The organism is uncultured Chitinophaga sp., assembly GCF_937874145.1.
GTDB lineage: Bacteria > Bacteroidota > Bacteroidia > Chitinophagales > Chitinophagaceae > Chitinophaga.
The window spans coordinates 1-14,436 of record NZ_CALNBI010000235.1 but is presented as its reverse complement, the minus strand read 5'-3'; the positions used below and the strand labels follow the sequence as shown (position 1 = coordinate 14,436).

Below are 14,436 nucleotides of genomic sequence, written 5' to 3'. Positions count from 1 at the left end.
ACGTGAACGATCCGGTAGCCCTTTCTTTCGGGATCTGTTGGTAGCCGGTGGAAACGATGGCGAATTCGCTGATGCCGGTCTGCATGATGCGCAGCACGATGAGCTTTTCCTCCGGCGTTCCGTCCGCCACGAACTCTACTTTCTTATACCCGACAAACGATACGATGATTTTGTCGCCTTGTTGCGCTTCGAGGGAAAACCAGCCTGTTTTGTCGGTCACCCCCCCGCCGGTCCTGCCTTTGATCTGCACGGTAGCGCCTTCCAGGGGGTACATGAGCGAGTCCGTAACGCGCCCGAAAACCCGCACCTCCACTACTTCCGGAATCGTCGCCTCCGCAGCAGGCGAAGCAGGTGCGGGCACAGCTTTCCGGGACAGGAAAATGGTTTTGCCCTGGATGGAGTATTTAATCTGCTGGTCTTTGAGCGCCAGGGCCAGCAGGGATACCAGCGGCATGGCGGTTGCCTGCAGTGAAACAGGCCGGCTGCCGGCGAAAATGCCTTCGTTGGCCATGGTCACATAGCCTGTTTGTTGTTCGATGGCGGTAAAGATTTGCTGCAGGGAAAGCTGCTTCCCCGACAACGTTACCTGCTGGGCTTTACCTTTCCCCAGCACTGAAAAAAATGAGATGAGCAGCAGAAAAATAGTCAACTTCATGACTAACATGATTTTGGTTGCGATCCCGGTGCTTCTCACCTGCCCTGGCCGTGGCGCCCGGTAATGGGCGGCAACGGTTTGTACGGGCATGGGAATCCCGGAACCAAATGCAATTTTTTGCATAAATTAGCAGCGTTTGGTTGTTGAAAATGGAGTTCAGACCTCAATTGGAACCAGCCGGACCTGCTGCCGGAAGTGCTTCGAACCACTTCCGGCACTTTCATTTCAGCCGGTTCGTTTCTGTCAATATATCATTCTTATTTACTTTCTTTTTATGGCAGGACGGTGAGCCTCCGGCCTTCCAGGCGGCAGTTGACGCCGAGTTCCTGCAGTCCCAGGAGCAAGCCTTCCAGCGGGATATCGCGGGTCATTTTGCCGGTGAGCTTTTTGTCCGGGACACCGTTTTCATATACCACTTCGATATCGTACCAGCGTTCCAGCTGCTGCATGACTTCCGCCAGGGTAGCGCCGTTGAAATTGAACAGCCCGTTCTTCCAGGCCATCACCTTTTCGATATCCGCATTGTCCGTCACGCTAATACCGGAAGGCATCGTCCCGGCGATCTGCGCCTGCTGGCCGGGACGGAGTATAACGCCTGCCTTTGCCGCATCCCGGCCCGGTATGGTGCGTACCTTTCCTTCCAGCAGCGTGGCGGCGAGGTACTTTTCGTTCTCGTAAGCGTTGATGTTGAACCGGGTTCCCAGTACCTGTACACGGGCTTTATCGCCTGCCAGCACCGTGAATGGCCGCGCCTTGCCGGCCACGATTTCAAAATACACTTCTCCTGTTATGGCCACTTCCCGCGCGCCCTTTGCAAAACTGACGGGATACCGGATAGAGCTGGCCGCATTGAGCCAGATGCCGGAACCGTCGGGCAGTGTGATGTGGTATTGCCGGCCTTTGGGCGTGGAGATGGTATTGTAGACGATCTCAGTGCCGTCCCCTTCATACGTTAATACCCCGTTGACCACCCGGGCGGCAACGCCGCCCTGTAAGGCGATGGTCCCGTTCTGCACCGTATCCAGCGACACCTGCGAGCCATCCGCGAGGGTGAGCAACGCTCCCTGCCTGCCGGGCTGTATCGCGGCTTCAGCGCCCCCGGCGGGCGCCCCCTGATCCTGCTCGCGCACCGACCAGAAATAGGCCGCCACCCCCACCACCAGGGCCACCGATGCCGCAGCCAGGCGCCATCCCCGCAGGAAACGGACCCTGCCTTTCCTTTCCACCACCGGCGATCCGGTGATTTGCCCCGCTAAAGCCTTCGCCCGCGCTTCCGGGAAATCCGCTACGTCCAGGCTGCCGTACTCCGCCTCCAGGGCAGACATCAGCTCCGGATACCGGCCGCTGTCCTGCAAAAGGGCATGCAGTTCACGGGCCTCGTCGTCCGATTCCCCGCCGTTAAACCATCGCCGGATCAACGCTTTATATCGTGTATCGTCGGTATGCATAAGAAGTCTCGCTTAGTAGAACAATCAAAATTTCAAAAAGGGGATATGGCGGCGAAAGATTTTTTTCCGGGGTAAGAAAAAAGCATGCGTTTACAGCTCCGCCAGCGCGATAATGAAAAGGGCATACATTTCCGGGTGGTCGCTGATATACCGGTTGATGGCTACCGACGCGAACTGGAGGTATTTCTTCACCGTTTCCCGGCTCAGGCCCAGCTCCTCCGCTATCTGCTGGTACTTCTTCCCTTCCCGGCGGGCCATGATCCAGACCTTCTGTTGCCGGGGAGGCAACTGGCCCACCGCTTCGTCGAACAGCTTCCATTTCCATGCATCTGGATTTTCGTCCGGCTCAGGCTGCAGCTCCGCCGCCCATTGGGTATGCCGGAGCCGCTCGCGGACTGACTTCCGCAGCAGGTTAACCGCCAGGTTCCTGCTGATGGTGAACAGGTAAGCCCGGAAATGCTGCACCTGCCCCAGCCATTCCCGCGCCATCCAGATCTTCAGGAAAGTATCCTGCACCAGCTCGTCTGACTGGGCAGGGTCGCGGGTGAGCTTCAGCAGGAATGCATGCAAAAGCCCCGCATGCCGGGCGATCAGCTCCCCGAATGCCTGCTCGCTTCCTGCAGCAACTTGCTGCAGCAGCTCTTTTTCATCGTATGACCGTGCGGTAGACAATGCGAATAGTTCAATTTCAATGCGTGATAAAAATCAATGCAGGTAGGTGCAAATGCCTGTAACAAAACAAGTTGGCATGGCGCGCAGTACGGTTGGCCGGCCGGTTGATAGCCGTCGTTCGATAATTCCCCTGTCTAATGGCTGCATTGCATTCCCCGGGATAAAAATAGCAAAAAATGTATGACCGCTATAAATTCGTAATTTCCCGCCCGCTTATACCCATCAACATGACCGGCACACTATACCAGATCGTTACTTTGGCAGCTTACGGCAACGCATTCCTGAAAAACAGGATCCGCAATCCGGACCTGTCCGCCAACTTATCCTTCCAACATTGCAACAGCGTCACCTTTAAAGTGCTGGAACGCCCTTTCCTGTTCATGAACAAGAAAGAAAAAGTAGCGGCCGCCAACCCGGCCGACTGGTTCCGGTTCCTGCAAGACGGCGGCTGCCAGAAGCTCCGGCTGCATTATAGTCCTTCTAAAGATCAATCCGCAGCGAAAGATTACAAACTGGCGGGCTTCGTTGGCGGAGGGGGCACCTGGGTCATAGAAGCCGTGTACCTCAACTATTCCGAAGCCTGGGCAGGCAGATGGGAAGTCACGCAGAAGGATCACCCCGATAACCAGATCTGGTCGGTCACCTACATGCGCATCCCCAGCCAGTTCAAAACGCAGGATCTACAGATACCGCAGCAGCAGGCGAAAGACACCCTGGAAGAAGCGCTCGCCAACATCGAAAGCTTCGCATTGGCCCAAAACGAAGAAGGATTCGGAAAAACATTCAGCAAAGCCCGGAAAACACTTTCGGCAGACACACCGGAGCAGGCTTATTACAACAAACACCTCGTCCCGAACGATTACTTCTCCCTCACCGCCCGCCAGCTCCTGTATGCCGCCGGCACCGCCTGGGTATTCGGGGGCATGGGCTCCTGGAACGACCTGAGTTTTGGTACGGATGAAGACAATGCCACCTACGAAGCCTTGACGGAAAGGTTATACCATTCCGTCAACCAGGCAGTGTTGTGTGCGGTGAATTCGTATTGATGGCGAGGCACCCCGAGTCCTGGTAACTGGCTCCCTGCAGGGCAGCAAAAGGGGCTTGATCGGCAGGATAAAGGGGATATGTCCTGCCTTTGTCCTGCCTTTGCCCTGCCTATACCATGCCTTTATCCTGCCCTTTATATAGGGCAGGACATACCCAGGATATATGCCTGTTAAAGTCATGGTAAACCCCAACAAAATAAGCGGTACGGTTGTTATATCTCTGTATTAAACCTGCTGAAATATGGGAGTTATAGGAAATGACCGGCAAGATCGGGGAGTTTACGGCTTATAAGCGCAAAGGTTCCGACAAGATCATCTTCAGGAGGCGCTCCGGTCCTTCGAAAAAAGATATTTTACAAGCGCCGCGGTTTGAAGGAACGCGCATGCACCTTTCCGATTTTGGGGCCTGCAATAAGCTGACGGCCAGCATCCGCCGGGCGGTTTTCAGCATCAAGCACCTGGGTGATCCTAATTTCACGGGAGCGCTGAACAAAGCCGCCAAACACATCCAGGAGCAGAACACCGAAGCATACCGCGGCCAGCGGAGCATCTACCTTTCCCGCCACCGGCATATGCTCACGGGCTTCCATCTCAACAACAATCATCCGTTCGACGGCCTCCTGCGCCATCCCCTCGCCGTGCATACGGACCGCGCGCAGGCCTCCGCTACCGTCGTTATCCCGCACATACAACCGGGTATTGCGCTCGCCCTGCCCTGGCAAGCCCCTTTCTACCGCATTACCATGACCCTGGGCATCGTGGGCGACGTCCTGTTCGGCACTGACGGCTTCCATCCCGCCGTTACCACCTACCCCCACAGCACCGCTACCGAATGGCGGTTCCAGGCGGCGGAATCGGAACAAACGGAACTATCGCTGCAACTCCAGGAACCCCTGCCAGCCGAGGCTTCGCTGGTGCTGGGCATCGGTATAGAGATGGGAAAACCCGACCGCTACGGTGTAATCGAAACGGTCAGGTATACAGGTTCCGCAAAAATATTGGAAGTGTTTTGATGGGGTTCTTAGCCCCTGACCCCGGCCGCAATTATGGCTGAAGGCGATGCAACGCTGCTTCAAGGAGCTCGTCTTTCCCCTCCGTGACGCCCCTGCGCGTCCGCTTCACCGGCACATCGGGTACGATGCCCGTCCGCTGGCTTTCCGTACCGTTGGGCCAGCAGATCCCTTCACCCGTAAAACGGGTTTTTAGTCCAGCGGGAAGGTAGAAATCCGATACGGTGCCGTCGGTGCCCGCGGTAGGCCCGCCCATGATCGTTACACCCGGTACCGCTTTAAATGCCATGGCGAAAAACTCACCCCGGCTCTGGGTTTCTTCGTTGACCAGCACAATCACCTTTCCGCGGTAAGCATACCGGTTGCTGACGCCCACCATCTGCACCTGCCGGTAACTGAACTGCCCCGGTTCCGCCACGCTGGCGCCATAACTCCGGTAATACGGCACCGGCCGGGCGGTGAGATAACTGCAGATATCGTTTTGGTACATTTCGTAAGGATAGCAGCGCAGGTCGATGATGATGCCCCTCGTCACAAAGAACTTCTTCATCATTTCCGGGATATCGGCCTTGCGCAAAGTGCGCAAATTCATGTAACCGATGTTATCCGGTAGTAACGACCACGGCTTCTCCGGTAAAGGCAGGCGATTGTCCGGATGCATGCGGGCTGCCATGCCGTATACCAGCTGTAAAGCCTTCCGCTGCCCGTTCCGGTCCACTTCCAGCGTAAACAGGGAATCTTTCCCGCGGAGCAGCTCAGTGGTAAATGCATACGACCGGTGGTTTTCGTTGGAAGCGGGGAGATAAGGCTCCCACCATTCGCGCAACGCTTCCACCGGTGTTCCATTTATCTGCAGGATCACGTCTCCCCTTTCCAGCGCGTCGCCTTGAACGGCTACGGGCGGCCGCACCACGGTGGGCCTGCCTTCCACCTCCCGGATGTCTGCATACATCCTGTGGAAGCCCAGGGAGCGGTCCATCGCCATCGTATTTCCCTGCAACAGCGCATGCGAATCATTGATGACGGTCATCATTTGCAACACCGCCAGCTGGTACGATTCCGCATCCTTTGCTTTAGCAAACACCGGCAGGAAGCGCGCCATCACGCCGTGCCAGTCTTCCCCGATCAGGTGCTTGTAAGGAAAATAATATTGAACATAATTCCAGTAACGGAATAGCGCCAGCAAACGGTATCCATCGTCGGCCGGCGATACATGGGAATACCGTCGTTCGTTGTTGAAAGATGCATTGCCGGTGGAATGCAGCGAAACGTAATAATGTTCATCTTCCCGGTTCGCCTTGCGGATCTTCTCCAGCCTTCCGGAAAGCGCAGCGCCTAACGATGCAGTATCTGTCAGCCAATCGAGATCCGGCTGGTGCCTGACCATGGGTGGCATTCCCTTCGTGGCTGGGCCGGTGGTCACAGGCTTCAATCCTTTCACCCATTCCTCCATCACTGCATTCGCCGCCTGCCTGTCGGCACTACGCAGCAACGCGGGCAACACGCGGAACAATTCCGCATCCCAGTTATATTGGCCAGCCGCCACGGCGGGATGGTAATATTTCAGAAAGCCCCAAACTTTGCCCAGCCGCACCAGGTTATCGGCTTTTTCCGGTGTGAGGGTATCGAGGCTGATGCCGGTATTAATACCAAACTCAGTATCCTGCCGTGCGGGCGACAGTGCCATACGGGGCACGGCGGACAGGGGTTTTCCATCTATCCTTACCTCCAGGTCGTCTGCCCAAACTTTCCCGCTGCCGGCCAGGTACACGCCCAGGTAAATATCCCTGGCGCCTTTCTTCAACGGCGCTTTCACCGTGTATGGTTGCCAGCCGGTGGTGCCTGCTACTTTCACATCCCGCATCATATCCGTTTCCGTCCAGGCGGGGTCGCCTTCCACTTTCAGGTACAGGCCCCAAAAACCGCCCTGCACATTTTCGGTTTTCATATACCCGCTCACTTCCACCTGCGCACCGTCCACTTCCACGGGAATATGCGTAACCGCCAAAACGGAATGTATTCCTCCTTCCCTGCTCCTTTCCAGCAACAACGAGCGTTTGCCCGAATAGGCATCGCTATCGTCGGTGCGCACACGGAAAGCGCCGCTTTCGTTGATAGTGGTCCATTTCGGGGGCAGGCTGTCTGCCGTTTCAAAATCAGCGTAGCGCGCATGCCTGTTCGGATTGCAGGCGGTGAAGAGGTAGGCACAAATCAGTGCGGGGATAAGGGATAATTTCCGGGCCGGGTGATGCATAAGTTTGACTTGGTCCAGAAATATAGCCCAATTTTCGCCATAAAAAAACCCCGGGCTGCAAAGCGCCCGGGGTCAATCACATTACTGGTTAAAACGGTTAATCCTTCAGGATCCACATCACCCCGTTGGTATTGTCGCCGCCGGGATACTGGCGTTTGATGGCTTCATCCATATTGCGGTTATTGAAGTTGAGCTCGTTGGCGGGGTACAGCCACCGCACCGGGAACGCCGTGTTGGGCGTGTTCAGGTTCGAGTTGGGATTGAGCTTGAAGACGGGATACCCTGTTCTCCTGTTCTCATACCAGGCATTGTAATTCGAGCCCTGCAGGAAACCGGCGAGGTACTTCTGCTGGATGATCTGTTGCAGCTGCTGCTCCATCGTTCCGATCAGCGGATGGGTGGCGATATAGGTGAGGATGTAGGCGTTGTCGATTTTCATGTTGTGATGATAATCGGCTGCTTCGGGCGTATACGCCGCGATAAACCGCATCGACTCCCCGATGCCTGCCGCATAGTAATCCTGTGCCGGTGTACCCGTGATCCAGCCGCGGATGGTGGCTTCCGCGAGGATGAACTGCTGGTCCCAGTAGCTGAACACACTCACCGGTTCGGCGTTCACGAGCTGTACGTAGCGGTTGTTCAGGTCGGCGTAATCTTTCGACACCCGCTTGTCCTGCAGCACCGGGAACGGATCGGAGGGCTCGGCGCCGGGATAGGCATCCCAGTCGGAGGGCTGCTTGCCGCCGGCGATCTGTACGGGTGAGGGTTTGGCGTAGTAGAAAAGGCGGCGGTCGCCCAGGGCTTTGAGCGGATCGATGAGATTGGTGGTGAGCATCGTGTAGTTCGACTTCACGAAAGAGTTGCCGGAGCCCGCGGGCACGTCGGACCAGGGGTAATTCTGGCCTTGCGTGTTGTTATAAGCCAGGGCGAAGTTATCGCTATAATTGCGCAGCAGCGGCCGGTTGTTCACAATGTCCCGGAAACGGTCGGTCACTTTCAGGTCGGCATCACCGGTTTTGCGGTAGAGCTGCATGAGCACATGGAGCTCGAATCCGTTCACCACGCGGCGCCATTTATCTGTTTCGCCGTTAAAAATGGGATCGCCTTCAAACTTGCTGCCCCTCGCGAATAATGCGTTGGCGCTGTCCAGTTCGCGGAGGATGCCGAGGAACACTTCCTTCTGGCTGTCGTATTTCGGTTGCACAATGCCTTCCGATTCGCCCTTGATGGCTTCCGAGTAAGGGATATCGCCCACCTGCATGGTGGTGTGGTAAAACTGCCAGGCGCGGATGAAGCTTCCCAGCCCGCGGTAGGAATTGCGCTGCCCTTCGTCGGTAGCCGCGGCGATCATGGGATCGATGTTCCGGAGCACCGGGAGGCGGTCGAAGCCCGCCCTGCTCAGGCGGTTGAACTGGAAGTTCTCCTGGTTCTCGCCCCAGGTAACGTATTTACCCAGCATGTACGGCTGCATGAAACCTTTGGTGGTGGCGATGGTCGTCCGCGTCACGTTCAGGATCATGGTCGTCGCCAGCATCGACGAGCTGACGGCATCCGTCTTATCCGGGTTTGTGTTGATCTCTTCGAATTTGGCACAGCCCGCCAGCACGGTTGCGCCCAGTATGATGGTATAAAGTTTTTTGTGTTGCATGTTCGATGTTTTGATGGATGAAAATGCCCTATCAGAAAGTTACCCGCAGGTTCATACCCAGCATCCGCTGCGAAGGCGAGTTCAGGTTTTCGGTGTCCACGTCAGGATCGGAGAAACGGAATTTGGTGAAGAGGAACAGGTTCTGCGCCGTGAGCGCCACGGATGCGCTCTTAATGCTGTAACGGCCCAGGAAAGCCGAAGGCAGCTTGTAGCCGAGCGACATCTCCCTTACTTTCACGAACGATTTCTTCTGCACCCCGTAATCGCCGGCCCTGAACTTCTGCGTGTAATCCTGGTAAGAAGTGGCCACATCGTTCGGTGCATAGGTGCGGGTATCGTTGATGATGTTCCCGAAGTTATCGTAGGTCACCGTTCCGCTCACTACTTTCACGCCTGTGCCAACATAATTCGTTTTCCCGTTCACCACTTCATCATACCGCCAGTTATTATCCGTATCGGGATGCGTGCCGGTGTCGAACATTTTATCGTTCACGTAATTGTACATCAGGCCGCCGATGCGCCCGTCGAGGTTCAGCCCCACGAGGAAGTCGCCGATGCGGAAGTTGTTGATGAAACCGAAGCTGAATTTAGGATCGGTGTAGCCGTAGTTCTTGCGGTATTCGCTTTGCACGGGCATGCCGCTCTGGTGGATGACATTGCCCGAAGGATCGCGCAGCCAGTAGTAATCGATGTAGTTATCCATCCGCGCGCCTACCTTCACCCAGGGCTCTTTGGAGGAATACGTGCTGTCGAGCCGCTTGATATAGCGGTGATGGCTGGTATAGTTGATGACAGACTGCCATTCGAAATTCTTTTGTCTGATGACAGAACCGCCGATCGTGATTTCGATACCTCTCCGCACAAAATCTTCATCCCAGTTGATGATGGTGCTGGAGAAACCAGACGACTGCGGAATATCGATATTACGCTGTGTGTTGTAATGCAATTTATTAAAGTAGGTCACGTCCACATTCAGCCTGTTCTTGAACAGGTAAGCGGCGGTACCCACTTCCCAGGTGCGCGCCGAGCTGGGCAGGATGCTGAGCGGGAGCAGGTTGCTGGGGTAGTTGGCGGAATTGAGGGTATTCCAGGCCTGGGGCGTGGTGGAAAACAGGCGGTTGGTCACATACACATCGGCCGGCGTTTTGTAATCCGCCCAGGAGCCCCTGAATTTCCACATATCCACAAACCGGGGCAGGCGCACCAGTTCAGACAACACCACGCTGGAACCCAGCGAAGGATAGAAATAGTCGCGGTGCTCTTTCGGCTGCGCGGAGTTCCAGTCATTACGGCCGGTAGCTTCCACGAAGATGGCGTTCTTCCATCCCAGCGCAGCCCTGCCGTACAGGCTGTTCACCTGGCGGGCGCCATGCGTTTGGGTGATGTTAACGGGCCCTACCGAGCCCGCGATGCTGTAAAACCGGGGGCTCGACAAGCCGTTTCGCGTAGCGGCGGAGATCGTTTGATCGATATAGTAATAAATGGTGCCGCCCGCCATCAGGTCGATGGTGAACTGCCCGGCTTTCTTTTTGTACGAAAGCATGATATCGTCGTTCGTGCTCCATCCACTGGTGGCGATGTTGCGGTAATACCCTTTCGCGTCCCATCCGCCGCGTGTGGAGAAGATGTTCGCCGTGGGGTTCTTATAAGTTTCCTCGTTGTTGTAGTTGTCGTATGCCACGCGCACCAGCAGGTTCAGGTCGTCGGTGAACTTATAATTGGCCGTAAGGCTTGCGTTCACCGTGTTCTGCTGGATGCCGTTCAGCTTTTCGTAAGCGATGAGATAAGGGTTGTCGTACCAGTTGGTGTACATCCAGTTCTGGGTTTTGTTGGGCACTTTCCAGTAGTCCTGGTACTGCCGGATGTCATATTCCGGGCCGGTCCACATAGTCAGCTGATAGATGTACCCCTGGTTGCCGTATCCTGAGCCCCATACCTGCGGCGCCATGCGTTTGGAGACGCCGGTATGCCCTTCGAGGGTAAATTTATCGGAAGCTTTCAGCACGCCGCCCAGCGTGAAGTTGAACATGTTGGCGCGGGCGTTGGGGAACTGGCCTTTGTTGTAGATATGATTAAGCGAAGCCCGGAAGCTGCCGTACTGGCCGCTTTGGGATACGCTGATGTTATTGTTGGTGACAACGCCCGTTTCCATGAAGTTCTTGAGGTTGTCTTTCCCGATGGAGCGGAGCGGACGGTTGTCTTCGAACTGTTTGGTTTCGGGGTTCCAGTCGGTGGCGGTTTCGCCGATATCGAGCTTGGGCCCCCAAACGTAGTCGTTATCGATGGCGCCATTTTGCCCGCGGCCGTAGGATCCCTGTACTTTTGGCAGGGCGAGGAAGCCGCTTTGCAGCATGGTGTTGCTGTTGATGGAAACGGTGAGCCCGGTGCCGGAGCCTTTTTTGGTAGTGACGAGCAGCACGCCGCCGGCGGCGCGGGAGCCGTAGAGCGAGGAGGCGGTGGGGCCTTTGAGGACGTCGATGCTTTCGATATCGTCGGTGGGGATGTCGCGCAGGGTCATGTTGCCGTAGGGTACGCCGTCGATAACGAGCAGGGCGCCTTCGCCGCGGAGCTCGATGCTGGGGCGTGCGAAGAATTCGGTGGAGTTTTTCACCACCAGGCCGGACACATGGCCGGTGAGGGAGGTGGCTACGTCCACACCTTTTACGGTGGCAACGGCGTCGCCTTTTACTTTTTGCACGGCATAGCCGAGGGCTTTTTCCTGGCGTTTGATCCCGAGGGCGGTTACCACGAGCTGGTCGAGCGCGATGGCGGATACCTGCATCGTGATGCGGAGATCGGTTTGGTCGCCGATGGTTACTTCCTGCTGGTTATAGCCCACCAGTGAAAACACGAGCACATCGCCCTTTTTCACATTGGGCAGCGTAAAAGCCCCGTTGCCATCGGTGATGGCGCCGCGCTGGGCGCCTTTGATGCGTACAACTACGCCGGGGATGGAGGCGCCGGCGGAGTCGGTTACGGTTCCGCGGATGGTAGCGTCTGCCAGGGAGGTACTGCCGGACAAAGCCGGTTCGGAGACGGCGTTGGCTTTCACGACGTACAGTTTGCCGGCGAGCTGCTGGCATACGAGCCCGAGGGGCGAGATGTAGCGGTTGAGCTCCTGGGCGATGTTGTCTTTGCTGAACCCTTCTTTGTCAGGTGCGGTGATTTTCTTTCCTTTCAGTAACGTGGCGTTGTAATTGAACCGGACGTCGAACCGGTTTTCCATGTCGTTGATCACGGAGATGAGCGACACCTGTTCGCGGGCAGTTTTTTCATACCCTGGTTGCGCACTGGTGATGGGGACGTTGCATAGCAATACAGATGCCATGATCAGCCCTGAGCTGATGGCTTTGAATCTTTTCATAGCGAAGTTGTGTTAGGTTTTGGCTGAAACGCTATTGTTTGTTCACATGTAATTGGCTTTTTCCAATCCGGATGTTGATGGAGAAGGATTGTTCCAGTGTGAGGACGGCCTGCTGCAGGTCGCGGGTGGAGAGGTACCCGGTGAAAAGGAGCGTATCGGCGGCGGGGTCTTCGAACGAAACGGCGTATCCGAATTGTTCGCCCAGTTGCGCGACAACTTCTTTCAGCGGCCGTTCTTTAAACGGCATGAGCTCGTTTTTCCAGGAAGCGCGCTGCAGGGTATCCGCCTGCTGGCGCATCATCTGCTTCGCGTCCGCGTCGTACACCGCCATTTCTCCCGGCCGCAGGATCACTTCATGCCCGCCGTCGCCCACTTTCACCTTTCCCGTGTTCAGGACCACTTCCGTGGCTTTTTCTCCTGCTTTCACGTTGAAGGAGGTACCCAATACCGTCACATCCAGCTGATGCCGCGTGTGCACTACGAACGGCCTCGACGGATGCGCGGCGATGGTGAAGAAGGCTTCTCCTTCCAGCCAGGCTTCCCTTTCGGCGCCTTTGCGGAGGGTGAGGCGGGCTGCCCGGTTGAGGTGGATCTCGGAGCCGTCGCCCAGCCGGATGGTTTTGACCGTCCGCGTGTCGTTGACATACTCCAAAACTTCCCCGCTGCTTTTCTGCCCCTGCCACAGCCACAGGGCTGCGCCGGCGAGGGGCAGGAGCACCGCCGCGGCCAGGCGCCAGCGCATCCGCCTGACGGGCGTTGCGGGCTGCTGGTGCGACAGTACATGCGCGCGGATGCGGTCCGCCTCCGTTTCGGGCATGGCGGGCCAATGGCCGCCGGGAGCAAGCTCGTCGGGCATCGGGAGGTCTTCCGGGAGGGGGTCTCCCTCCAGATACTCCAGCAATTCCGCACGCTCTTCGGGCGTGGAAGTGCCTTCCGCCATTTTGGCGAACAAATGCCTGATCCTTTGCTGATGCTCCTCCATCACTAGTAATACGATCGGAAAATGGGGTAAGACGATCCCCGCTGAAAAAATATTTTTATCACCCCTGCTGTGCAACATGCACCGCCGTGAGCAGTACCGCGATATCCGCGTGGCGCAACAGGTACATCCGTACAAAACGGGATGCCTTCACGAGCTGGTCGCGCACCGTATTGATGGAAATCCCCAGGGATTCCGCGATCTCGCGGTTGCTGAGGCCTTCCACCTTGCTCATGGTATAAATCCGCTGCCGCTGGGCCGGCAGGCGGGAAACGGCGTTGTTCTTGATCGTTTCGAGCTGTTTGCTGTATAATACATGCTCCGAAGAGGCGCCCCCCTCTTCGAACGCCCGCATAAAATGCTGCCGGAAGGCCTGCTGATGCACGGCTTTCTTCAGATAATCCAGCAAATAATTGCGTACCGAGCGGAAAAGATAAGATTTGATGGAACGCCCCGGGTCCAGGGAAGCCGAGCGGAGCCAGACCTGCAGGAACACTTCCTGCACCGCATCCAGCGCCACATCCTGCGAACCGCAGAGCCTGAGCACATACCCATATAGCTGGTGCCGGTACCGGTCGTACAGTACATTAAAAGCTGCGGCATCCCCCTGTCGGATCATCCCGCACAACGCTTCATCTGTAGCTTCCAACATTGCGATTAGATTTGCTGCCAAAATAAGAAAATACTTGATTCCCCCGCGTTTCTTCTTCCATCCTTCAACTATAATTAATATATGCCCCCGCCCGCTTCCCGTGCTTTCCCCCACATACCCGCATCCGCTGCAATCCGCCGCTACTGCTGTTTCCAGGCTGGTAATTTATGTCACAAATTCACCCTTCACCCGGTGTTATTATACCAAAATCAATTATCTTGGTAAGTAATACATCCAATTCAATTTTCCGATCTGTATGGCTGAAACCGGTTTACCTGAATTTTTAATGGGAGGTGGTGAAATGGGCGCCCGCATCCGCGATTATAACTGGGCGGATTCTCCCCTCGGACCGGTCGAAACCTGGCCCCAAAGCCTCAGGACCTGCGTCAGGATTATGCTCACCTCGCGCCAGCCCATCTGGATCGGCTGGGGAAAGGAATTCATCAAACTTTACAACGATCCGTACAAAGCCATCGTTGGCGGCAAACATCCCCGCGCCCTCGGGCAACCCGCGTCCGTTGTCTGGAAGGATATCTGGGACTATGTGCAGCCCTTGCTCGTGAAGCTGGTGGAAAAAGACGAAGGCACCTACGAAGAATCGCAGCTGCTCATCATGGAACGAAATGGCTACCCGGAAGAAACATATTACACCTTCTCTTACACACCCATCCCCGGCGATGATGGCCGCACCGCGGGCCTCATTTGCGC

Annotated in this window: 11 protein-coding genes; 3 read left to right on the top strand and 8 right to left on the bottom strand. The window is 56.3% G+C overall.

The window, feature by feature from the left end; genetic code table 11:
• From Q0510_RS11495 to Q0510_RS11485, 3 genes are all read right to left on the bottom strand, one after another.
• Nucleotides 1-655: carboxypeptidase-like regulatory domain-containing protein (locus Q0510_RS11495; RefSeq protein ID WP_298711443.1), on the bottom strand; the 655-nt coding region annotated here is incomplete at its 3' end.
• A gap of 272 nt (nucleotides 656-927) precedes the next feature.
• The gene (locus tag Q0510_RS11490) at nucleotides 928-2,103 is read right to left on the bottom strand and encodes a FecR family protein (RefSeq protein ID WP_298711440.1); all 1,176 of its coding nucleotides are present in this window, start codon (nucleotides 2,101-2,103) and stop codon (nucleotides 928-930) included.
• 90 nt (nucleotides 2,104-2,193) lie between these two features.
• The gene (locus Q0510_RS11485; RefSeq protein WP_298711437.1) at nucleotides 2,194-2,775 is read right to left on the bottom strand and encodes an RNA polymerase sigma factor; all 582 of its coding nucleotides are present in this window, start codon (nucleotides 2,773-2,775) and stop codon (nucleotides 2,194-2,196) included.
• A 227-nt stretch (nucleotides 2,776-3,002) separates the two neighbouring features.
• Between Q0510_RS11485 and Q0510_RS11480 the strand changes: the two genes are divergently transcribed.
• Nucleotides 3,003-3,821, top strand: a complete 819-nt coding sequence (locus Q0510_RS11480) for a hypothetical protein (RefSeq protein WP_298711434.1) — start codon at nucleotides 3,003-3,005, stop codon at nucleotides 3,819-3,821.
• Between the two features lie 257 nt (nucleotides 3,822-4,078).
• Nucleotides 4,079-4,834: a hypothetical protein gene (locus Q0510_RS11475; protein WP_298711432.1), complete on the top strand. Its 756-nt coding sequence runs from the start codon at nucleotides 4,079-4,081 to the stop codon at nucleotides 4,832-4,834.
• A gap of 31 nt (nucleotides 4,835-4,865) precedes the next feature.
• Here the strand turns inward: Q0510_RS11475 and Q0510_RS11470 are convergent, their stop codons facing one another.
• The 5 genes from Q0510_RS11470 to Q0510_RS11450 form a co-directional block, all read right to left on the bottom strand.
• Nucleotides 4,866-7,085 carry a S41 family peptidase gene (locus tag Q0510_RS11470; protein WP_298711429.1) on the bottom strand — a complete coding sequence of 740 codons (2,220 nt, stop codon included), beginning with the start codon at nucleotides 7,083-7,085 and terminating at the stop codon, nucleotides 4,866-4,868.
• A gap of 97 nt (nucleotides 7,086-7,182) precedes the next feature.
• Entirely contained in the window at nucleotides 7,183-8,733 is a 1,551-nt protein-coding gene (locus Q0510_RS11465; protein WP_298711426.1) for a SusD/RagB family nutrient-binding outer membrane lipoprotein, read from the bottom strand.
• Nucleotides 8,734-8,764: 31 nt separating this feature from the next.
• On the bottom strand, nucleotides 8,765-12,097 hold the full coding sequence (locus tag Q0510_RS11460) for a SusC/RagA family TonB-linked outer membrane protein (RefSeq protein ID WP_298711423.1): 3,333 nt from the start codon (nucleotides 12,095-12,097) through the stop codon (nucleotides 8,765-8,767).
• Between the two features lie 31 nt (nucleotides 12,098-12,128).
• A complete protein-coding gene (locus Q0510_RS11455; RefSeq protein ID WP_298711420.1) occupies nucleotides 12,129-13,079 on the bottom strand; it encodes a FecR family protein in 951 nt (316 codons plus the stop codon).
• A gap of 58 nt (nucleotides 13,080-13,137) precedes the next feature.
• Nucleotides 13,138-13,728 (bottom strand): RNA polymerase sigma factor, encoded by a 591-nt coding sequence (locus tag Q0510_RS11450; RefSeq protein ID WP_298711417.1) that lies wholly within the window; start codon nucleotides 13,726-13,728, stop codon nucleotides 13,138-13,140.
• A 286-nt stretch (nucleotides 13,729-14,014) separates the two neighbouring features.
• Here Q0510_RS11450 and Q0510_RS11445 point away from each other — a divergent pair.
• The coding region (locus Q0510_RS11445; RefSeq protein WP_298711415.1) for a hypothetical protein at nucleotides 14,015-14,436 on the top strand (422 nt) is incomplete at its 3' end.